Genomic DNA, 21930 nt, shown 5'->3' with positions numbered 1-21930 from the left:
ATGAGAACCGTTTTGATAGCTAATCAGTGAATAACTAAGTAAATTCCCCAGATTGCCATTGCTCGTAAGTAAGTGCTAGCGCGGAAAGTACCAGTTGCGGTGATAGCTTCAGGGGTGCGAAATTGCAGACCATTGTCATAAATTTGCTGGACTACAGCTTGTGTTAACCTCAAGGCTTCATCCTTCATTCCCATTTGCACAAGAAAAGCCGCTAGCCCAAAGTTTATCCCTGTCCAAACTTCTAGGGGATGAGTTGCTTTCGGGTTTTCTGGTGAACCGTCAGGACGAACACCATTAGCCGCACCAAACTCTCCATTGCAGAATTTCAAAAAGCACGCTTCATAAACTGTTTTCAGAGCCGAAAGGACGCGATCGCTCGGTACAATATCTGGTAAGTCCAGGAGTCGGGCGTAAAATTGTCCGCACAATTGATCTGCCATTACCACATCGGAACCACTTTTACTATCAAGTCGGTAATATTCCCCGTTCCAAAGTTTTTCTTGGTAAATAGGAAGAGATTGTTGTAACCAAGTTTCATAAGTGGATTTTTGGGTTGCCAACTCTGCTGTGTCACCTGTCTGGTAAGTTAATAAAATATCGCTAATTGCGATCGCAGCCTCTAGCGCTGCTAACCACAACCCACCACAATAGGCGCTGACACCTTGTAACCGCCAATCATCAAAGGTTTGGTCAGGCGCACCAGAGTTTTCAGGAATCCCATCGCCATCAAGGTCAAAGGTTTTCAGGTAGTCGAGGGTTTGAACGATGGCATTCCAACAATCTGCTAGAAATTCTACATCGTCAGCACCAGTGAGCAGAAAATCACGGTATACTTGCAAGACAAAATCACTACCTAAATCTTTCCATAAATTGCAGTCTTGATAGCTGGTGTAGTTGGTTTTCTGCCAAACGTGTTCATTCGGTGCGCCTAAATCGTGGGGTGTTGCACCTGCAACTTTGCGAACTGCAATCGGGCTTTCTGCCTTAATTGTCATGTAATAGCCGATTATCCGGGGTGTGTTATCACCTTGAGGAATCGCCCGTGCAAATGCCCTCATCACCGATTTTTCCAGTTCGGGAAACAGCATCAGCAGTCCAAAAGAGCCATATAATCGTACATCTAGACTTTCATACCAGCGGTAATCTAGACACTCCAGCACTGCAAACTGACCGATGGGGTCAAGTTTTGATGCAGCACTCCAGAGAGTACCGCCGCTAGTGAGGTCGTAAAGCTCATTAAATAGAGCCATTTTAAACCAGTTAGGCAAATCTTCCCGGTCGAGAATGGGTTGTTGCCAAATTTGAATTTGCGATCGCCAACTTTGGTATTCTTGTAATGCAGTAGATGCGATCGCCCAAGCGTTATTTCCACTTTTATCAAAAAAGTCTGTATATCTGCGGTAATAATTAACCCCGGCGGCAAATTCTGTAATGGGCAAATCCCAAGCGAGGACAAAGGGGATTTCCAGAGTTTCACCTGGTTGGAGAGTGAAACGAAGTGCGATCGCCGCCCCTAATTGTTCACCTTCTGCTACTGGATTTGTATCTATATAATTGGGCAAAGAACCATCTTTCGCAAAGCTTTCCCACACTTCCTCACCCGTTCCTTCAGGATTCCAGTGAGTGTGATGAAATATTTCTACTTGGGGATGTTTCAGCGTCGCAATACACCAAGTTCCGTCACCTTCTTCTAAAGGTTTATCGCTACCAACCCGACTTAAAACACAGCCAAACTGTTCTGTATTTTCAACTATCTGGTTATAGTTACCTTGACTTTCGCCCCAGCGTGGTTGGTATTCGTAAACCGGACTACCATCATCGCGCACCCGCACTTCGGGAGATTTCAGGGCATTTGTAAACCAGCCCACCATATTTTGCCAAGTGAGCATAATGCTCAGAGTGATTGGTGCATCTGTGGGGTTGTGGGCATTCCAGAGAAATGTTGCCACAGGGTAGCTAGTTTCTTGATAATTCCCAGCCCAGATTGGTGAAAACTGCTCACAAGTCAACTGTGCGTTAAAAATATTTTCATACACAAACCAGCTACGTGGGTATAGCGCGTGATAATTTCCTGTACCCTCTGCAAGTGTTGGATACCATTGCCAAGCTTTGAGAGTACCATCATCAGGCGCTTGGGTAGATAAAGCGTAGGCTTGGGAAGATATGCTATTGGATTCAAACACACTGAATTGACAAGCGGGAACGTTTTTGAAGGTATGTTCACCGCCATCGATGTGCCACAGGTTAAAATCTCCCCGTGAAGAACGACCGATGCAACCTGCACCAAAACCACCTAAAGGCATACCATGCCAAGGGCCATCATCGATATTACTTGGGTAGCGGACGGTATAAGGTTTTTCCCAGCCTAAGCCGATGGGACGGCTCCAAGTGCAAGAGGGAATTTTCGGAGAGAGTTGATTTGTCATCGCCTAATGTTACAGCGTGCAGTTACGTCAATGAAGACTAGCGCGATGTGTGATTTTTCTCAAGGGGCACAACGATGTAGGGGCATGGCAATGCCGTGTCCCTATTTGGTAATTTTGTTGTATATGTGGGCACTCTAAAGTTAAGAAACTTACTGGAGACTAATTTCTATGTCCACAGCCCCAATTAGTGCAACACTAGCGCAATCAGATAGAGATGCTGTGTTGCAAGCGATCGCTACAATTAAAGAGAAGCTACCATTTTTGATTGATTTAACTAACGAGGAACGGAAAGCTTTACCCAAGATGGGAGATAAAAGCCGCGCCTTTGTCAGCAAAGCATTGGAGGTGGCGACACAGAACCCAGAGTTTTTACCGCGATCGTTTGACCTGGATGAAATGCGGAAGGATGTACAATTGTTTGAGGCGTTGTATCCAGTATTGCTGTCGCTCACACAATTCCAAGAATTGGTGGATGATACATTTTTAGCGGTGGGTAGTGAAGCCTATGCAGCCGCGTTGCAGGTGTATACTTATGCCAAAGTTAGTGGACAAGGCGCTGGTTTAGAGACAGTAGTTGAGGAAATGGGGCAAAGGTTCGCCCGTAAGTCTCGGAAAGTCAAGCCTCAAGCAGCAGCGTTGTAGAAAATAACTCGGTAATTGCCCTTCTAAGGTGCAATGTTGAGGCTCAGAACTCGGATGTTGGAGTAAATTCCTCGGCGTTCCGAGTTCTGAACTCGAAGCTTCAATCTCTGAACATAGAATTTCGAGATGAGAACACGAAACTTCGAGCTTTGAACAGCAACATCCGAGATCCAAAGGCAATTGCTTACTCTTTGAACTCGGAACTTCGGGCTTTGAACTGCAACATCCGAAATTCAAGAGTGAATGATGGTGAGTCAGGAGCGATCGCTTTCGTTATCATCCCATCTTCACAAACCTGCAACCTGAAAAAACACAAATTAACTACTAAACTTATCACCAATATCTTGCGTAGGGGCACAGCAATGTTGTGCCTTGATAGAACTGTTCACCGCAGCCAAAATTTTATTTGCAATTTTCCGTAGAAGAATTAGCATCATTCAAATGTAATAGGCATTGTGCAAAGCAATATTGTTTATCGTTTAGATGCCAAATGGGTAGGAGGGCACAGCATTGCCGTGCCCCTACGTTATTTATATCAATGGCAATAGAAATTATTAGCATCATTCAAATGTAATACGCACTGTGCAAAACAATATTGTTTATCGTTGAGATGCCAGATGGGTTGGAGGGCATTGCAATGCCGTGCCCCTACGTTATGTATATGGACGCAGATAAAAATTATCGATTAAAATACACACATATTGCTAATAACTGTATGTAAAAATCAATGCCCTATGATCCACAAAGACACCACCGCCATTCTATTCGCTTGAAAGGGTACGATTACACCCAACCTGGTGCATATTTCATCACCATTTGCACCAAAGCGCGGCAATGTTTATTTGGTAATGTGGTTAAGGGCGAAATGCAATTAAATTCTTTAGGTCATATTGCCTTCAACTGCTGGCAAACAATATCCGATCATTTTCTCCACATTGAATTAGATACCTTTGTAGTCATGCCTAACCATCTACATGGCATCTTAATCATCACCAACAAACCCGTAGGGGCACAACATTGTTGTGCCCTCAATCAAAATCTTGACCGCAATACAGAAAAATTCGGCAACCCTGTACATGGTTCTATTTCTACAGTTATTCGCAGCTATAAAGGCGTTGTCAGCAAACGCATTAATATAATTTGGCAGACCAAAGGACAATCAATCTGGCAGCGCAATTTTTACGAACACATTGGAAGAGAGCAAAAATCTGTAGATAACATCCGAGAATATATTTTATATAATCCCCTACATTGGGCAGATTATCTAGAAAACCTGCAACATAATTCTGATGATCAAGATTTCCTGTTTGATATCCCTTTTTGATCTAAAATCATGTGTTATGTCATAAATATGAATTCGCGTTGGGATGCAACACTTGGTAAGGGCACAACAATGTTGTGCCCCTACAATGACCAATCCAACTCCTCATTGCATTCTTGGAACGAGGTTGCCAGTCCTTCTTTTATAGATTCTTTCTTATTAAATTACATATAAATGTATTGGAAATGGGGCTTTAGACTATTAATTGGATTCTTCGGGCTGTGGCTAATCCTCGATTTGGGTTCCCGCCTGGGAGCAGAGATTTTTTGGTTTCAGGAAGTCGGCTACCTCCAAGTATTTCTTTTGAGGGTGTTGACTCGCGGTATTTTGTGGGTAGTCGTGGCTGGGGTAACTGCTGCCTATTTACTATTAAATCTGGCTTTAGCACAACGACTAAAATATTCGCCGTCTCTGAAGATTGAAGAAGTCAGGCGTGAGGAAGCAGAACTCACCAGTGAATTAACAAATTTTCTCAGCCCTAGTTATCCAAGAAGCCACGAAACCCTGATACTTCCGCCGCAACGCTTTAAAAAACTGAGATTGCGCTGGTTATTACCCCTAACTCTAGTACTGAGTTTGTTAATCGGGTTGATACTGGTTCACTATGGTCAAATTGCTCTTTTCTACTGGCATTCTCCAGTTAATCGGGGTATTTTACCCATTCCCGCCCTATTTAGACCAGAGACAATCTGGCAACTCTTGAGGCAAATTGTCTCTCAAGTCTGGTATCTCGGTTTAATTGGGGGAGTAGCGATCGCAATCTTAATCTATCCCCAATTTTTACTAACTGCGATCGCAGTTTTCTTAAGTCCGATTTTTGGATTCATCCTATTCCAGCACTGGCCAAAGGTGCTGCAATATTTCCACCCCACCCCTTTCAACAACACTGACCCTTTATTTGGTCGAGATATCAGCTTTTACGTATTTTCCTTACCCCTTTGGGAACTGCTAGAACTCTGGTTGATGGGATTATGTTTGTATGGTTTCGTCGCCGTTACCCTCACTTATCTTCTGTCAGCAGACAGTTTGAGTCAGGGGATTTTTCCTGGTTTTTCGCCCCAGCAGCAGCGTCATTTATTCGGTATGGGTGGCTTGTTGATGCTGGTAGTAGCTTTGAGTTATTGGCTCAGTCGCTATGAACTGGTGTATTCTAGCCGTGGTGTTAGTTATGGTGCTAGCTATACTGATGTGACAACCCAGTTGCCAGCTTACACTGTCTTGTGCGTTGTGGCAGTAGCGATCGCCTTTTACCTACTTTGGCGAACGTTTTTCTGGAAATCTAAATCTCAGCATCGTCCCTTAGTATTTTACACTTTGGGGATTTATCTAGTACTAGTTGTAGCGGCTGACGTTGTTTTACCTACGGTAGTGCAATATTTAATTGTCCAACCTAATGAGTTGCAGCGAGAGCAACGCTACATTCAACGGACTATCGCCTTGACTCGCCAAGCATTTGATTTAGACGCGATCGATACCAGAGGCTTCAACCCTCAAGGAACGTTGACTGAAGCTGATATTCAAAAGAATGACTTGACAATTCGGAATATTCGCCTTTGGGATCAGCGACCACTGTTACAAACTAATCGTCAGTTGCAACAAATTCGACCGTATTATCGGTTCCCCAATGCGGATATCGATCGGTATACTCTCAAAACAGATGTCACCTCACGCCGACTATCTACCCCTCAAAACCCATCAGAACCTAAGCAGAAAGCATTTGAAACAACGGAACGGCGACAGGTACTGATTGCCGCACGCGAACTAGACTATACTGGCGTACCACAGGCGGCTCAAACGTGGGTTAACCGTCATTTAATTTATACCCACGGTTTCGGATTTACTGTTAGTCCAGTTAATACGGTTGGGCCGGGAGGGCTACCCGAATATTTTGTCAAAGATATTAGCGGTAGTAGTAGCCCTTTGACAACTTCCAGTCAAGCTATTCGTTACAGTATTCCCCTTGGGCTACCCCGAATTTATTACGGTCAGATTACTAATAGTTATGTAATGACTGGTACAAGAGTCAGAGAACTAGACTACCCTAGTGGTAGTGACAATGTTTACAACTCTTACGATGGTCAGGGTGGAGTTGAAATCGGTTCAGCATGGCGACGGTGGTTATTTGCCATGTATTTGAAAGATTGGCAGATGGTGCTGACACAGGATTTTTTACCAGAGACAAGGGTGCTATTCCGGCGAAATGTCAAGCAAAGAATTCAAGCGATCGCACCTTTTTTGAAATTTGACAGCGATCCTTATTTAGTTGCTGCTGCTGCTAATCAAGATTTTCCCCGTAATCCCAGTTATCTTTACTGGATTATTGATGCCTACACAACTAGCGATCGCTATCCTTACTCAGACACTGGTAGCGATGGGATTAACTACATTCGCAATTCTGTCAAAGTAGTGGTTGATGCCTACAACGGCAGTGTCAATTTCTATACTGCCGATTCCAGCGATCCGATAATTGCCACTTGGTCAGAGATATTTCCCCAAATGTTTAAACCGCTCAGTACAATGCCTGTTAATCTCCGCAGTCATACTCGGTATCCGGTGGACTTTTTCAAAATTCAATCTGAGCGGTTGATGACCTACCACATGACCGATCCCCAGGTATTTTACAATCGGGAAGACCAGTGGCAGATTCCTAATGAAATCTATGGCAGTGAAACTCGTCCAGTAGAGCCGTACTATTTAATTACTAGTCTACCCACTGCATCTGTTGTTGGCGCGGACTCTGGTAAAGAAGAGTTTATTCTGTTTTCGCCCTATACTCCCAGACAACGGAGTAACTTAATCGCTTGGTTAGCGGCGCGATCGGATGGTGTTAATTACGGTAAGTTATTGTTATATACTTTTCCTAAAGAAAGACTGGTCTATGGGCCAGAGCAAATCGAAGCGCGGATTAACCAAGATCCAGTAATCTCTCAGCAAATTTCCCTGTGGAATCGCCAAGGGTCGAAAGCCATTCAAGGCAATCTATTAGTGATTCCTATTGAGCAATCGCTGCTGTATGTCGAGCCAATCTATTTAGAAGCTGCACAAAATAGCTTACCAACCTTGGTGAGGGTAGTAGTGGCTTACGAAAATCGAATTGTTATGGCCCAAACTTTAGAGCAAGCATTGCAGGCAATTTTTAAACCAGAAGTTACACCAGCCCCTGCAATTATCCGTCCTTTTGAAGAAGTAGCCCCACCAGGTTAAGGGATTATTTATAAAGTAAAAATAATTACATAGCAGGGGACAGGGAGCGATCGCCATTAACAAAATTTATTGCAACAGGCATAGTTTAATAGTCCAACATAATGTAATAGACACTAAAAGTTAATGAACATGCTACAAAGTAACCAACTAGAGATCCGCCACATTAGTCCGAAAGTGAGGCAGTTGATTAAAATGTACGCCGATGTTAATAACTGTACGCAGTCTGAGATGCTGGAACGGATTATTTTGGAGTGGAACGCCCAACAAAGCGAGAGCGAAAGACCGCCAGGAGACGAAGATGAATAGCTTTCTGCTACAATCTTTAGTCTAATTGTAGCGAAAGTCTTTTATTAATTTGGTTCTCTAGCTCAAGAAGAATTTTTCAGAGATTGGGTCTTTTTTGAGGGATTGAATAAAATCCCTCAAAGTCATCATACTACCCGTTAAGGTGAACTTAGGAGTACCATTTTGAGCAACGATTCTCACTTCACCGTCTTGGATCTGAATCTTATTTTTAATGCTATCCCATAGACTATCGAAGCTCTCATCATCTTTGCAACCATTAGCTTCCAGGAATCTTTGGCGTACTTCTGTTTTTAATGCTAGTGCTTCTGCTGCTTGAGTCCGTGCCTCAAAGTGCTTAACTACATCTTCATAAGCACTTTCCCTCAGAATTTTGTTCTCAGCCTGAACTTGCTCTAACTGAGTTTTGATGGCTTGCAATTGAGATGCTAAAGCTGCTGATTTCTGGTATTCAAGTTTTAAGGCTTGCTTTGCATTGGCTAACAAGGTTTTATAATCTAGCTGATCTCGATCTTGATTTTTTTCGGATTGCATTTTTATCTCTCGATCAACAGATTTTAAGTGAGAAGCTCTCGTCAGTTATATGACAAAACTGGCGAGAGCTTAGTAAATGTTATATGGTTTATCTAAGTATTAGTTATTTCACCAATAATGGTGATTCAGAGGTAGGATTCTCCTGGATGCTACTCAAACAAGAACTAATATGCAAGCGGATAGCTCGCTCATAAACACTAGTCTGCTGAGTTCGTACACCTACAGCCTGATATATTAAGTTAATATCTGGAAATTCAGACCAATACATCAAAAAAATGTCTTTAGCTGGAGTAATAATTTCGTAATTATTCTCTTGTCTTTTCTTTCTAAGCTTACAATTATTTAGTTGCAATTTTTGTCTGAATAGTTTTTCAAATTCTGGAATTAAATCTGAAGTAGTTTTCATGTGTTATACACGTTAAAACGTGTTAATTATGCAAAGACTATCTGGTGATATTACTAAGTATGACACTTCAGATACCTCTTACAATATAGTGTATCAGTTATCGAGTCTTTGAGAATTTGAGGTTAATTTTCTCTTTTTACGATTAGAGAAGAAGGGACTAGAGACTGGAGACTAGGGAAATAGTTAGCAGAGACACCTTAATAATTGCATCGCGAAATTATCTTTGGGGTAGATTCTTATAGGGCATTAAATACCTACAGGCTACAGCCTGGGCCTTCAAGACCCTCTGGAAAACAGATTAATTCTAAGTAATCTGGATTTTCCACAAACTTTTTAGCGGCCAGTAATCCGGCAATACTCCAAGTTTGATTGATTCTGGCTTCTTTGCCAATTAAACGACCATTGTTGCCATCGTAGTATTCCGGGAATTTATCCTTAAATAAACGCTTTTCGGCGATCGCGATCGCAGCTTGAGCAAGTTCTGTTCGTCCTGTTTTCAATGCCGCAGCCGCAAATAACCAAAGCAAAACTGGCCAGTTACCACCGTTGTGATAAGACCAAGCGCTGTTCTTAGAGTCACATCCTGTAACAATTCTCCACTCTAAACCTTCCATTGCCGGAAAGCAAATTTTAACAGGCATATAGCCGATCAAGTCTTGCCAGCGTTGGGCAAATAAATTCATGATGCTTTCAGATTCTTTGTCGCTGGCTAAAGAAGCTAAAATTGCCATTAGATTTCCCAGAGCAAAAAAGCGAAAATCCATCCGTCCCGGCCCTAGATTTCCCGCTAAATATCCTCCAGTTTCGGGCAACCAGTCGGTTAACCAAGTGGGGATTGATTCTGGGTGGATATTGAATTTATTAACAATTTCTTTACCGAATTCGTTACCCTTATAACGATAGATTTCCCCCAATCGCTTTAGGTCTAGCCAATAATAGTTGCGGATATGATATTTCAAAGATCCCAATCGCCTATTGACTTTGCCGAGGTAAATATCGCCGTCTCCATCTGATAAAAGCAATTCACAAGCTGCCCTCAGAGACGCGTAGAACAAAGCTTGAATTTCTAGAGGATGTTCGTAGACTCCCATCCGACGGTCAATCATAAACGCACCATCGGGAACTAACATGGTTGGGTACATGGAAAACCGATGTACCAGACAAAGATCCAAAATTAGTTTGATTCCGGCTTGAAAATCTGGCTGACGCGCCAAGGATAAATCGCCTGTAGACTTTTCATAGGCCCGTAGCAAGAGAATCCACCACATACAGGAATCTATTGGGGGAACACGAGCGATCGCCTGCTCACCAAAATCAGCGACCAAAAATTCCTCATTCCCATTAAAATGTACTTTGAAACTTGCAGGCATCAAACCCGCTCCTGCTTCAAAGCAATCCATCTGCTTTTCATGACTTTGTAGTTTCAGTGTTTCTACTAAGAAGTTACGGACAATCTCTGCCTTTCCGTACATCAGAAACACCAAGGCAGAAGGCACAAAATCGCGGAGAAAGCACTGGTCATAATTGAGTGCATCTAACTCTGGATCGTGGGCAGCTACAGTCCCAATCGGTTTTCCCTGGTAATAGATTATGGACTTTTCCAAAAATTCCCAGGCTTTTGCTTCCAGTTGACTGTTCGGTTCGATGGCGCTATTCATGGGCGTTTAATTCCACTACGTAATATGTATCGGCTTAATTGTGGAAAGTACGCCAGCCTTGTCTCAAGCTGACCGGGTTTTCCAAAAGTCAGCATACAGAGTCCATCTCAACAATGTCTGATTCTTCGGAGACATCTGCCTGAACTAGTAGCGACTTCGCACCCCAATTTTTGATATTTCCGCAGGCTTTTTGCAGCGAGTCTGATAGCGATCGCCTGACTTAAAGCGTTCCTTCCCTATAACCCTATCATATTTCCTCCCTAAGCTGCTTTTGCTTGAATTTGAACTCAGTCAAACAATTTGGGATTTTAGATTATTCTTTTCAATATATCTAGTGGGACTTGTTAAAGAATGAGAGCTAACTTGGTATTGACTGCTATAGAGATTAATCCTTTATAGACATGATTTATAGTGCCTTTAAAAGTGTTATTGGAAGTAAAAAAATAGTTACTTCTTCTCTACAGTATTAAAGTAAAATCTTAGTGCAGATATCAAATTTATAAGCCTTGTTATAGAGGCAATTCAGGAATTGCCTCTGTCGAGATTGGTACACCCAACCATTGGTATCAACTTAAGCCCCAGCGAATAGAATTTGCGGCTACACTGGCATTGTCCGCCTACGCGGACTAACACGAAATTAAGGTTTTTTAACCCACCTCGGTGGGTTTTCTTGGTGTAAACGCGGTTTCTAACCGCCCATTTCGCGTTAAGTTAACACCAATGACACCCAACCTACCGCTACAAAAAATTATTTCCTAGAAATGATCCACACTGCATGAATGATTCCAGGAATGTAACCGAAAAGTGTCAAAACAATATTAATCCAAAAGTCCATACCAAAGCCTACTTGTAAAAACACTCCCAAAGGCGGTACGAAAATGGCACACAGAATCCGAACTAAATCCATTTAAACCTCCTATTAATCTCAACGAAAATAGCTTGTTGAGGAAGTTATTCACCACTGTTCAAGCATATTTGTACTTTTCAAAGATAACATTCTCTCTCTCAATCGAGGTCACGCTTAAGATGCGGTAAACCGCACTCAAGATTAGCCACCGCTAATTTTGGCTTTATAACCTAGCTTGATCAAAATCTCAACAATTTTCTGCTTGTGTTCACCCTGAATTTCAATTTCGTTATCTTTAAGTGTTCCACCTGTCCCACACTGGGTTTTCAACTGCTTCACCAAATCTGCCAAAGTTTCCGGTTTAGCTTGAAAACCGCTAATCACTGTGACAGTTTTGCCTTTGCGTCCTTTGCGAGAAGCTTGTACTTTAAGATTTTGTTGTTGAGGAGGTAGTTCTGGAATTGGTCTTTCTGTAGCGGCAGAATTGTCATTGCCAAATTCGCGGTAAACAAAGCTTTTGTCAGAAGATTTAGAATTGGAAGAAGACATAATAATGTTTGATAATGTTTGTTAAGAAAAATTTCAAAGGCAGTGGAAACTTCTACGCAACCATTCTGCTGGAATATCAATTTCTAGGCTAACATCACAGATTCATTGCCAGGAGTTGGGAATTTGTACCTAGTCCCCAGTCCCCAGTCCCTAGATATACCCCAGGTATACTCCAGATATGCTCCAGACTTTTCTATAATAATTAAGTCATTCCCGTCATCGAAAACAGCCCGTGACTACCACTCCCCTCTCTCCGAGTTCAACTGTTCAGGTTCCCGATTCTCTAGGTCGCTTTGGACGTTTCGGCGGTAAGTATGTACCTGAAACGCTGATGCCTGCGCTAGCTGAATTAGAAACAGCTTATCAGCAATACCGCAATGACCCTGGTTTTCAAGCAGAATTACAGCAGTTGTTACGGGATTATGTAGGACGCGCCACACCATTGTATTTCGCTGAACGCCTGACTACTCATTATGCCCGACCCGATCGCACCGGGCCACAAATTTATTTAAAGCGCGAAGATTTAAATCATACTGGCGCTCACAAAATCAATAATGCCCTTGGTCAGGTATTGTTGGCGAAACGCATGGGTAAGCAACGGATTATTGCCGAAACGGGTGCTGGACAACATGGAGTTGCTACAGCCACTGTTTGCGCTCGTTTTGGGCTGGAATGCGTAATTTATATGGGCGTTCATGATATGGAACGCCAATCTTTAAATGTGTTTAGAATGCAGTTGATGGGGGCAGAAGTGCGTCCGGTGGAAGCGGGAACGGGAACCCTGAAGGATGCCACTTCTGAAGCAATCCGCGATTGGGTAACAAATGTGGAAACAACTCACTACATCCTGGGTTCAGTAGCAGGGCCCCATCCTTACCCGATGATGGTACGTGATTTCCATGCAGTAATTGGTCAAGAAACTCGCGCCCAAGCAATGGAAAAGTGGGGCGCACTTCCTGATATTCTCTTGGCTTGTGTAGGTGGTGGTTCCAATGCGATGGGACTATTCTATGAGTTTATTAATGAGTCTTCTATCCGGTTCATTGGGATTGAGGCCGCCGGAGAAGGTGTTAATACCGAAAAACACGCAGCAACCTTGACAAAAGGACGAGTTGGTGTATTGCACGGAGCAATGAGTTATCTATTACAAGATGAAGATGGGCAAATCATTGAGGCTCACTCAATTAGTGCGGGGTTAGATTATCCGGGTGTGGGGCCAGAACATAGCTATTTGAAAGACACTGGTCGCGCTGAATACTATAGTGTGACAGATGCAGAAGCTTTGGCAGCATTCCAGCGATTATCGAAATTGGAAGGGATTATCCCGGCATTGGAAACAGCCCATGCGATCGCATATCTCGAAACCCTATGTCCTCAACTAAGCGGTAGTCCCCGAATTGTAATTAACTGTTCTGGACGCGGTGATAAAGATGTACAAACCGTAGCTAAGTTATTAGATCAATCGTAAATTTACGTAAAATATTTGGAAGAGAGCAATGATGGATCAACAATTCCAGCACCCTATGCTACCGCAACCCACTCACGATGAGTTGGCACGCCAAAACTTCATGCAAAGTCTAAAAATGCACATTTTCAGGAATATTTCTCCTGGAAATAAGGTAGTTTATGAAAAACTAGCCAAGCCGAAGTTTGAACAAAAACATCAGCGTCCTCCCCAAAATCGTCATGAAATTCGGGAAGCAATGCAGCATGAACCCTACTACCGATGGACTAGTGCCCTCAAGCGCATCAACCAGGAAATATTATGGGATGCTGTAAATACTAGTGTTGACAGACAACTGCCAGAGTTGATTGAGCGTGCCAAAGATCGGGTTGGTGAACTGGGTACTTTAACCCTCGACCCAAATTTTCAAATACCTAATCATCAAAAGGCTGTAGATATTCATTGTATGCCCGGAGGATATCACAGTGAATTCACTGCTGACGATCTAGCTGCTGGCGCAACTTACGATCGCGGCGTTTACGTTTATGGTCTGGGTTGGTTGGGGCCGCTTAACAATGACATGGGGCTATCTATAGTCCAAAACTACCTTCTGCCAGAGTATCCCGACTTTCGACCTAGAAAAATTCTCGATATGGGATGTTCTATTGGTAATAGCACATTACCTTACGTAGATGCTTACCCAGATGCAGAAATTCATGCCATAGATGTAGGCGCACCCATGTTGCGTTATGCTCATGCAAGAGCCGAAGCCTTGGGCAAACGGGTACACTTCTCACAGCAAAATGCCGAGCATACTAACTTCCCAGATGAATCATTTGACTTAGTGGTTTCTCACATTTTGCTGCATGAAATTCCCCCGCCAGCCGTCCGTAAAGTTATGCAAGAATCTTATCGTCTACTGGCTCCTGGCGGCATGATGCTCCATCTGGAAGCACCCTTGTATCGTCACATGGATGTGTATACACAGTTCATTTTTGATTGGGAAACCGCTAACAACAACGAACCATTCTGGAGTGCTGTACGCGATCTAGATTTGGTGACGCTAGCGACTGAAGCGGGTTTTGCCGCAGATAAGACATTCGAGAAGTTTGTCCCTAATGGGGCATGGAAAGCAAAAGTCAATAATGATGGCAACTCAGTTAGCCAAGGCAGTTGGTTTGTAGTCGCGGCAACGAAGTAAATACCAATTCGTAATTTGGAATTGAGAAAGTCAGATTTTATCTGGGTTTCCCTCTTTTGTGTGTGTAGTCTGATTTTTGGAGAATTGGTATATGGTAAAAACAGCCAAGGGTAAACGACCTGTTTACTTAGAAAATCCGCAAACGGATAAATTGTTAGCGATCGTTATGGCTTTGACTGGTGAGGTGTCCGTGCTGCATGAGCGGCTAGACACCATTGAACGGTTGCTAGAGGTTAAAAATATTTTATTGCCTACTGAGATTGAAGCTTACCAGCCGGATGCCAAGGTAATTAAGGAGCGGGAACAGTGGCGTGCAGAATATATTGCACGGGTGTTGCGCGTGGTGCAGGAAGAGTTAGAACCTCTCAATCAAAGCTAGTTGCACAAAGGTTTTAGTGAAAAAAATTATGCTATTTATGTAAAACAATCATACTAATGGTAGAGGAAAGTTTTTTATAAACAGCACAATCTTTTTGTAAGATTGTGAATTTAAACGTTTGCTGACAGTTTTGCAACATAAAACTGGCATAAAGAGAGGTATATAGACCTATAACCAATTTGTCAGATTGACACTACTTTGGTTAGATTGTCTGGAACTTTACTTTCAGCAAATGATTAAAACAACAATCTACACTATTATTTTAGCTACTATTGTTCTCAGTAGTGGAGCGATCGCTACTCCTGTAAAAAATCCAAATTTTACACCCGTGTTATCAAACGGATCAAGGGATACTTTCAAAATGGCAGCATCTAGGATCAACACTGCTGCTCTAGAACAGTCGGTTTTCATCCAAATTAATAACTACAGAACTTCCCAAGGGCTACCAGCACTGACTCGTAATTCTGCGATCGATAATCAAGCTAGGATTCACAGTCAGGATATGGCTAATGGGAAAGTTCCCTTTGGACATACAGGATTTTCAGAGCGTGTTCAAGCAATCGGTATTTCTTACATAGCAGCTGGTGAAAATGTTGCTTATAACCAAGGATATAGCGATCCTGCCACGATCGCTGTTCAAGGCTGGCTCAAAAGTCCAGGGCATCTAGCCAATATTAAAGGCAATTATGACAAGACGGGGATTGGCGTTGCTGCCACCAGTACAGGCAAAGTCTACTTCACACAAATTTTCCTTCGTTGAGAGGTTTAGCGAAATTTAGATTTTTTCGGAAATTCCCCAAACTTCAGTCTATTGACAAAGCTTTTGTTAGATGTAGGAAAATGTAATTTCCGTGACACTTTTCTATTGAATACTAGATTATTTTTTAGTAATTCATGAAAATCTTAAATTCTCAGCAAAAATAACCGTGATTATATGAAGCCAATCTATTGAAATATTGACAATTGGAAATGATTATTTGTACTTCTCGTGAGGGATGTAGCCAAATTGCCGAAATTCATCAACCCTTAATAGTATCGTGGTATATATCGTCGGAACAATAAGTTAGAGTAGAAGTCTTATATCTCTACACATAACGCAATTCTCCATGTTCCGACAAACTGCTTTTGGCATCGCTTTAAGTGCGCTTGTCCTTGCTAGTGGATTAACGACTGTTCCGATACCAAATTATTCTTCTACGAATACATCCACCCGTAATAAGCTGTTGTCGCTCTTTTCCAGTCAGGTTGCAATATCGACTCCTACTTTTAAAACTACTGAGTTAGAAAAATCAGTTTTTGAGCAAATTAATCGATATCGGGCTTCTAAAGGACTGCCAAAGTTGACCCTCAATGCAAATATTACTCGACAGGCAAGAATTCATAGTCAAAATATGGCTAAGGGTAAAACCCCATTTAGCCATCAGGGATTTGAAAAGCGAGTTAAAGCTGTCCCTCTTCGCTACAACAGTGCGGCGGAAAATGTTGCTTTCAACCGGGGATATAGCAACCCTGTAGAGGAAGCTGTGACTGGTTGGATCAATAGTCCCGGACATCTAAAGAATCTTAAAGGCAATTACAACCTCACTGGAATTGGCGTTGCTACTAATAATCAAGGCGAAGTCTACCTGACACAAATATTTTTTCGCACTAGGTAGATTTAATTTCTGATTTTTTTGCACAATGATAATGTAGTGTCTGACAAGACTTTTATCTGCTAGACACTGCTATTATTTTTGAACAATTCATGACATTACAAGATTTTCAGGTGAGCGATCGCGATCTCAGTGACGCAGCCCTTGGACAGTATTTAGAATCAACAGCGATCGCAGTTGATACAGAAACGATGGGATTATTGCCGCAGCGCGATCGCTTGTGTCTCGTCCAACTGTGCAACCTAGAAGGGAAAGTCACTGCAATCCGCATAGCCAAAGGCCAAGACAACGCCCCAAATTTAAAAAAACTTTTGGAAGCGGCAAATGTCGTAAAAGTATTTCACTTTGCGCGATTTGACCTTGCCACTTTGCGGGCTAATCTGGGGATTCAGGTTAACCCTGTTTTTTGCACCAAAATCGCCAGTAAGTTAGCCCGTACTTACACAAATCGCCACGGACTCAAAGATGTAGTGCAAGAGTTAGAAAAAGTGGAACTTGATAAAAGCTCTCAAAGTTCTGATTGGGGTAATGCCACTAGCTTATCTGAAGCTCAACTGAGTTATGCTGCCAATGATGTGCGCTATTTAATTAGCGTGCAACAGAAGTTAACAGAAATGCTCAAACGAGAGGAACGTTGGCAAATTGCTCAAGAATGTTTTGAATTTTTGCCAACAATAGTTTCCTTGGATTTATTGCAATTTAAAGATTTGTTTGAACATTGATCGATTAAATGGGCATTGTTGTGTTGGTGGAAGCGGCACGGTTATCCCGTTCCCAGTGCTGAGTAAAGAAGTGAGATTCCCTACTCAGCATAATTTTCTAAGTTATTGTTGGTCTAAGAGCCAACATTGGAATCATCTCTGTTTGTGGAATTTTTAGATTCTTTAACGCCTTCTTTGAGGTTACTAGCTCCCTCTTGAATGCTTTCTTTGAGGTTACTAGCTCCTTCTTTAATGCCTTCTTTAAGATTACTAGCTCCCTCTTGAATACCTTCTTTGAGGTTACTAGCTCCTTTTTTAATGGCTTCTGTGGTGCTAGTGCCTCCCTTTTGCAGATTCTCTTGGTGATTTTTTAGCCGATCTACAACGTTGTAGTCATCTGCACCTGCGGGGGTTTTTGATTCAACAATACCTTCTGTTGGGCCACCGATCGCTTTCCATGCCTCAAGACCACCTTTGAGTTGGGAGACATGTTCAAATCCATTAGAACGAAGTTGCTGTGCAGCTTGGGCAGTTTCTTCTTCATTAGCACCGTAAACGTAGATATCACGGCTTTGATCCAAAGAAGGCACTGCACGCTGTACCAATTCATCTATTGGCATGGGCATTGCTCCCATAATGTGACCTTGGTTGAAGGTGTTGCGATCGCGCACATCGAGGATTGTAAAAGCTGGTTCGCCCCATTCTAGACGAGACTTCAGGACATGAGGATCAGATTGTGCTTCTATTGGTGGTTGTGGGGGAATGATGCCGCCGACTAAATTGTTAACCATAACTTTTCCTGTTGACGATATTAAAAGCAATCTAACGGATTAAACATATTTAATTGCTCTTTCTATGGGATGAATATCCTCAAAGTATTTCTTTAGATAGACTGGGTAATTGAAATATTTTCTGCCATTTAATCCATTGCCAATACAGACAATATATACTAGCTAGAGGAAAAGATGTTTTCTTGACTTGACTAAATATATTTTGAAGTTACACTTTTGAGTTTTAACTATTTAAACACATTATAAATACATCTAAAGTGATTAAATTTCCTACCTCATTCATCAAAAATATTCAGCCATTTTCCTATGAATTCTGTGCCTTTTCTATATCTGCGATCGCTAATAATAATGTCTCTTCAATCTCTTGCCGCACTATTGGATTTACACCAGCAGTACTATTAAGGCAATCTACCAATAATTTATTTACATTATAATATTGCTGCAACAATTCTTTTTGCTGTTCGTTGAACTGCCAGTCATAACCAATATGGCGATATTTAATTAGAAGTAAATATCCATCAGTTGGACTGCCTGAGCAATGTCTGTTAAAGCTGTTTTTGCTGCCCTTATACCTTCTGGTGATGCTCTCAGTCCTGTCCTTGGCTTGTCATTCTCTCAGGCTGAAACTTGTAGTGTAGTATATGCTTAGAAGGGTAGCTACATGTAAATGCACGCCGAGTAAATTTTCGTAGTCCCTCTTCAGAAGGAGATACCCATTGCTTAAAGTCCGGTTGAGTAGGTAGAGTTGAGAATCTAGATTGGCTTGTGGTTAGGTTTGTGAGCCTTTGTGAAGAACTAATTAGTCAGGGAATGAGTTGTTTTTGCAGATTTGTATCAACTGCTGTAGTATCTGGTGTGTGTCTAGAATATTTGTGGTTGTAGAAATGCTCTTCAATTACACTTATCTTAAGTATAAAAGTCAAGAACTATACACTAAAAAATCAGAATATACACAAGCTATACATTTGATCGGCATTCCACTAGCTGAAGTTTCCATAAACTTCATGGAAAATTCATTGTACACAAGTACTACAGTAGCGATCGTACTCAGCAGAGACGCGCGTGAATCCACTCTCAACAGAAACACGTAAAGCAAAACTGGCGCAACAGCGAATCGCCCAATCTACAATAGGCAGCATTATGGTTATGATTACCGCGACTACTCCCAAAATTATGATTGTTGATGACGACTTCGGTGTGAGAAATCTCGTTCATCGTTTTTTGAGTCGGAAATATCAAATAGAGGCGGCAGCAGATGGTAAAACGGCCTTATCAATGTTTGAGCAATTCAACCCAGCTTTAGTAATTCTGGATTGGAATTTGCCGGATGCTAACGGTTATAGCCTCTGCCAAGAAATGCAGAGTCGTAATAATGTTTTAGTACTGATACTGACTAGTAGGACTGATGAGGCTGATAAAATTAAAATCTTGAGTGCAGGTGCTGATGATTTCATGACTAAACCATTTAGTCTTGCAGAAATAGAAGTTAGAGTAGAAGCTCTTTTGAGGCGGATACGCTACGTTAACCCTTCACCAACACAACGAATAATTTTTAAGCAGCTATTAATTAATCCAGAGGGTCGGGAGGTAACACTTAACGATAAGCCTCTGGCTTTAACAGCGCTGGAATTTAATATTTTACATTTTTTGGCAAGTCATCCTAATCAAGCTTGGAGTCGCCCACAGTTAATCCAAAAAATCTGGGGTTGCGACTACGTAGGAGATGGCCGGGTGGTTGATGTGCATATTGGCCAGCTTCGCAAAAAGATGGAAGTCGATCCTAGCGTACCAGAGTTTATTAAAACTGTCCGGGGCTACGGTTATAAGTTTGAAGCTATCGATGAAAATACTACTTCCTGAGCTTTCCAATTTCAGGAGTAGTTTTATTGCTTACTTAAATACTTTTACTGAGGCTTGACTGTATAACCTGCGTTAATTTGAGACGTTGATACAAGCTGATTTGGTGATTTCGTGTCTGCTCAAGCCTCAGACTCTAACTTTGTTGCTTTTGATATATCGTCTCAAGATAAGTTTCATAAAAATCAAAATGTCCAGAGTTTATCCGAAGTTTCGCCTATAGGTAAAATTTGGGACAAGCATAGAGCTAATGCTGATAAAGTCTTATATTATTACGCCAAAGCAGACGAACATTATTTTCAACAGTATGCTTGGCGGATGAGAATCTGTTCCGAGTTGCTGAAGTTTCAATTAGTACCAGACCAATCGGAAGGTATTCTCAAGTTAAAACTATCAGATGCCCGATTCTGTAGGGTTCGTCATTGTCCAGTTTGTCAGTGGCGGCGATCGCTAATGTGGAAAGCAAGAGCTTACAAAATTCTCCCACAGGTTGTCACTGATTATCCCAAACATCGTTGGCTGTTTATTACCTTGACTGTAAAGAATTGTCAGATTGAGGAACTTAAGGAAAACTTGGATTCGATAAATAAAGCTTTTAAGCGATTGACTGAGTTGAAGGTATGGACTGCGAAAGGCTGGGTAAAGTCCATAGAAGTCACCAAAGGTAAAGATGGAGCCTCGGCACACCCGCATTTACATATTTTGGCAATGGTGCCGCCTTCCTATTTCAGTCATGGCTATCTTTCTCATGCCAAATGGGTAGCGTTGTGGCAGCAGTGCTTACGGATTGATTACCAGCCCGTTGTTCATATTAGCGCGATCGCTAAACATCATAACCCTTCACTACTCATCCCAGAAATTCTCAAGTATCAGGTGAAAGAGTCAGATTTAGTGGGTGATAGAGAATGGTTTTTAGAGTTAACCCGTCAACTGCATAAAAGTAGAGCGATCGCTGTTGGGGGTATACTCAGGCAGTATATGCGCGAATTAGAAGAGAAAAACCAAGACCTCATTGATGAAAATGAAGAGACTGATGAGGTGGATGGGGAAAGTTTGTTTTTCCGATGGGAGCGAAAGCTACAAAGATTTAATATAGAGTGACATCAGCGATACAATAACAACCCCATAATCCTTACATGAAAAGGATTACATAAGTTTAGAAGGGTAGAGACTACGGCTTAATCCGGCGAAAGGACAAAGACCATCGGTCAGATAGAACCGGAAGTAGTTCATGGGGAATACTAGAATCAAACTTAATAACCTGACCATCTTGAAGCTGATATTCCTGATTATCGATGGATAAAGTAGCATGTCCAATATTGACCAATACTACTAGAGGCTCAAAAACGGAATGGTCAGTGTGTTGTTTCATGCAACCACCTGGACGATAATGGCATAATAAGGCACAATTCCATCCTGGGAAAATGCGATCGCCAAGTCGATTAACCCTCTCATCCCAATTGCCTGGATTAATTTTCGCATTAGGCTTTAGTAGTATTACCTCGTATCCAAACCATTTGTGAGTTCGACCAGAAGCAACCCGACTAGAAGACATTGACTTCATCCTAAATTGATGCTCAGTCCAGTCATGAAGACTTTGAAGATCGGTACGAACGTGTCCAACAGTTTCAAGTAAGTTCATTATTAACTCCTAAAAATTTAAACTCTGAAAACGAAACTAATTACACCCCCTTCACACGAAGTGTCCAAGAAAAAATATTTAAAGACGTATTGACACCACGACCAGTGGAGTACAACTCTTTATTGAAAAGAAAAAATATTTAAAGGCGTATTGACATCACGACTATTGGAGTAAAACTCTTTATTTATTTTCACTTTTAGAGAGTAAAAAATAAGTCCTGCAACTAAGCAAGTAGATAAATACACACTTCATAACTTTTAGGCGTTAGCCTATTCTTTCTCAGCAATTCTCATTTTGAAATAAATAGAGTATTAACCCCATTTTGAAAATCAAAATGTAGTACAAAATAACTATTTTTTTAGAGAAAGGAGAT

General features: G+C 41.8%; 22 protein-coding genes and 1 pseudogene. 12 read left to right on the top strand and 11 right to left on the bottom strand.

The window, feature by feature from the left end:
• Positions 1 to 23: 23 nt before the first annotated feature.
• The gene (locus tag V7K55_RS26690; protein ID WP_334836261.1) at positions 24 to 2426 is read right to left on the bottom strand and encodes a GH116 family glycosyl hydrolase; all 2403 of its coding nucleotides are present in this window, start codon (positions 2424 to 2426) and stop codon (positions 24 to 26) included.
• Positions 2427 to 2594: 168 nt separating this feature from the next.
• Here V7K55_RS26690 and V7K55_RS26685 point away from each other — a divergent pair, with 168 nt between their 5' ends.
• Entirely contained in the window at positions 2595 to 3068 is a 474-nt protein-coding gene (locus tag V7K55_RS26685; protein ID WP_334836258.1) for a hypothetical protein, read from the top strand.
• 184 nt (positions 3069 to 3252) lie between these two features.
• Here V7K55_RS26685 and V7K55_RS26680 read toward each other — a convergent pair whose 3' ends face one another.
• Positions 3253 to 3426 carry a hypothetical protein gene (locus V7K55_RS26680; RefSeq protein WP_334836256.1) on the bottom strand — a complete coding sequence of 58 codons (174 nt, stop codon included), beginning with the start codon at positions 3424 to 3426 and terminating at the stop codon, positions 3253 to 3255.
• A gap of 369 nt (positions 3427 to 3795) precedes the next feature.
• Between V7K55_RS26680 and V7K55_RS26675 the strand changes: the two genes are divergently transcribed.
• The 3 genes from V7K55_RS26675 to V7K55_RS26665 all read left to right on the top strand — a co-directional run bounded on the left by V7K55_RS26675 (position 3796) and on the right by V7K55_RS26665 (position 7899).
• Positions 3796 to 4392, top strand: a complete 597-nt coding sequence (locus V7K55_RS26675; RefSeq protein ID WP_334836254.1) for a transposase — start codon at positions 3796 to 3798, stop codon at positions 4390 to 4392.
• A gap of 171 nt (positions 4393 to 4563) precedes the next feature.
• Positions 4564 to 7593, top strand: a complete 3030-nt coding sequence (locus V7K55_RS26670; RefSeq protein ID WP_334836251.1) for a UPF0182 family protein — start codon at positions 4564 to 4566, stop codon at positions 7591 to 7593.
• A gap of 123 nt (positions 7594 to 7716) precedes the next feature.
• A complete protein-coding gene (locus tag V7K55_RS26665; RefSeq protein WP_094328683.1) occupies positions 7717 to 7899 on the top strand; it encodes a hypothetical protein in 183 nt (60 codons plus the stop codon).
• A 57-nt stretch (positions 7900 to 7956) separates the two neighbouring features.
• Here V7K55_RS26665 and V7K55_RS26660 read toward each other — a convergent pair whose 3' ends face one another.
• The 5 genes from V7K55_RS26660 to V7K55_RS26640 form a co-directional block, all read right to left on the bottom strand.
• Positions 7957 to 8430 (bottom strand): hypothetical protein, encoded by a 474-nt coding sequence (locus V7K55_RS26660; RefSeq protein ID WP_334836249.1) that lies wholly within the window; start codon positions 8428 to 8430, stop codon positions 7957 to 7959.
• A 103-nt stretch (positions 8431 to 8533) separates the two neighbouring features.
• On the bottom strand, positions 8534 to 8836 hold the full coding sequence (locus tag V7K55_RS26655) for a hypothetical protein (protein ID WP_094328685.1): 303 nt from the start codon (positions 8834 to 8836) through the stop codon (positions 8534 to 8536).
• Between the two features lie 254 nt (positions 8837 to 9090).
• Positions 9091 to 10494: a glycoside hydrolase 100 family protein gene (locus V7K55_RS26650; RefSeq protein WP_334836246.1), complete on the bottom strand. Its 1404-nt coding sequence runs from the start codon at positions 10492 to 10494 to the stop codon at positions 9091 to 9093.
• 748 nt (positions 10495 to 11242) lie between these two features.
• Entirely contained in the window at positions 11243 to 11401 is a 159-nt protein-coding gene (locus V7K55_RS26645) for a YqaE/Pmp3 family membrane protein (protein WP_334836243.1), read from the bottom strand.
• A 141-nt stretch (positions 11402 to 11542) separates the two neighbouring features.
• The gene (locus tag V7K55_RS26640) at positions 11543 to 11890 is read right to left on the bottom strand and encodes a translation initiation factor (RefSeq protein WP_334836241.1); all 348 of its coding nucleotides are present in this window, start codon (positions 11888 to 11890) and stop codon (positions 11543 to 11545) included.
• Between the two features lie 232 nt (positions 11891 to 12122).
• On the opposite strand from V7K55_RS26640, the gene trpB reads away from it, so the two are divergent.
• The 6 genes from trpB (at position 12123) to V7K55_RS26610 (ending at position 17288) form a co-directional block, all read left to right on the top strand.
• Positions 12123 to 13358 (top strand): tryptophan synthase subunit beta, encoded by a 1236-nt coding sequence (gene trpB, locus V7K55_RS26635; protein ID WP_334836239.1) that lies wholly within the window; start codon positions 12123 to 12125, stop codon positions 13356 to 13358.
• A 28-nt stretch (positions 13359 to 13386) separates the two neighbouring features.
• On the top strand, positions 13387 to 14535 hold the full coding sequence (locus V7K55_RS26630) for a class I SAM-dependent methyltransferase (protein WP_334836237.1): 1149 nt from the start codon (positions 13387 to 13389) through the stop codon (positions 14533 to 14535).
• 91 nt (positions 14536 to 14626) lie between these two features.
• Entirely contained in the window at positions 14627 to 14914 is a 288-nt protein-coding gene (locus V7K55_RS26625) for a hypothetical protein (RefSeq protein ID WP_334836235.1), read from the top strand.
• A 232-nt stretch (positions 14915 to 15146) separates the two neighbouring features.
• Positions 15147 to 15674, top strand: coding sequence for a CAP domain-containing protein (locus V7K55_RS26620; protein ID WP_334836233.1), 528 nt, complete (start codon positions 15147 to 15149; stop codon positions 15672 to 15674).
• A gap of 346 nt (positions 15675 to 16020) precedes the next feature.
• Positions 16021 to 16569 carry a CAP domain-containing protein gene (locus V7K55_RS26615; protein ID WP_334836232.1) on the top strand — a complete coding sequence of 183 codons (549 nt, stop codon included), beginning with the start codon at positions 16021 to 16023 and terminating at the stop codon, positions 16567 to 16569.
• Between the two features lie 89 nt (positions 16570 to 16658).
• The gene (locus V7K55_RS26610; protein WP_334836230.1) at positions 16659 to 17288 is read left to right on the top strand and encodes a ribonuclease H-like domain-containing protein; all 630 of its coding nucleotides are present in this window, start codon (positions 16659 to 16661) and stop codon (positions 17286 to 17288) included.
• Between the two features lie 323 nt (positions 17289 to 17611).
• Here V7K55_RS26610 and V7K55_RS26605 read toward each other — a convergent pair.
• The 3 genes and pseudogenes from V7K55_RS26605 to V7K55_RS26600 form a co-directional block, all read right to left on the bottom strand.
• Positions 17612 to 18058, bottom strand: a pseudogene (locus V7K55_RS26605) (rhodanese-like domain-containing protein); the annotation flags it as partial.
• 304 nt (positions 18059 to 18362) lie between these two features.
• Entirely contained in the window at positions 18363 to 18560 is a 198-nt protein-coding gene (locus V7K55_RS27605) for an NACHT C-terminal helical domain 2-containing protein (protein ID WP_442949121.1), read from the bottom strand.
• A 511-nt stretch (positions 18561 to 19071) separates the two neighbouring features.
• The gene (locus V7K55_RS26600) at positions 19072 to 19197 is read right to left on the bottom strand and encodes a hypothetical protein (protein WP_334836228.1); all 126 of its coding nucleotides are present in this window, start codon (positions 19195 to 19197) and stop codon (positions 19072 to 19074) included.
• 1 nt (position 19198) lies between these two features.
• On the opposite strand from V7K55_RS26600, the gene V7K55_RS26595 reads away from it, so the two are divergent.
• Together V7K55_RS26595 and V7K55_RS26590 are read left to right on the top strand one after the other, a co-directional pair.
• Entirely contained in the window at positions 19199 to 19918 is a 720-nt protein-coding gene (locus V7K55_RS26595; RefSeq protein ID WP_334836226.1) for a response regulator transcription factor, read from the top strand.
• A 111-nt stretch (positions 19919 to 20029) separates the two neighbouring features.
• The gene (locus V7K55_RS26590; protein WP_334836224.1) at positions 20030 to 21016 is read left to right on the top strand and encodes a protein rep; all 987 of its coding nucleotides are present in this window, start codon (positions 20030 to 20032) and stop codon (positions 21014 to 21016) included.
• Positions 21017 to 21086: 70 nt separating this feature from the next.
• Here V7K55_RS26590 and V7K55_RS26585 read toward each other — a convergent pair whose 3' ends face one another.
• Positions 21087 to 21557: a hypothetical protein gene (locus tag V7K55_RS26585; protein WP_334836222.1), complete on the bottom strand. Its 471-nt coding sequence runs from the start codon at positions 21555 to 21557 to the stop codon at positions 21087 to 21089.
• Between the last annotated feature and the right edge of the window lie 373 nt (positions 21558 to 21930).

Source organism: Nostoc sp., assembly GCF_036919895.1.
Lineage (GTDB): Bacteria > Cyanobacteriota > Cyanobacteriia > Cyanobacteriales > Nostocaceae > Nostoc.
The sequence above is the reverse complement of the archived record's forward strand: the minus strand, read 5'-3'. Positions and strand labels throughout refer to the sequence as shown.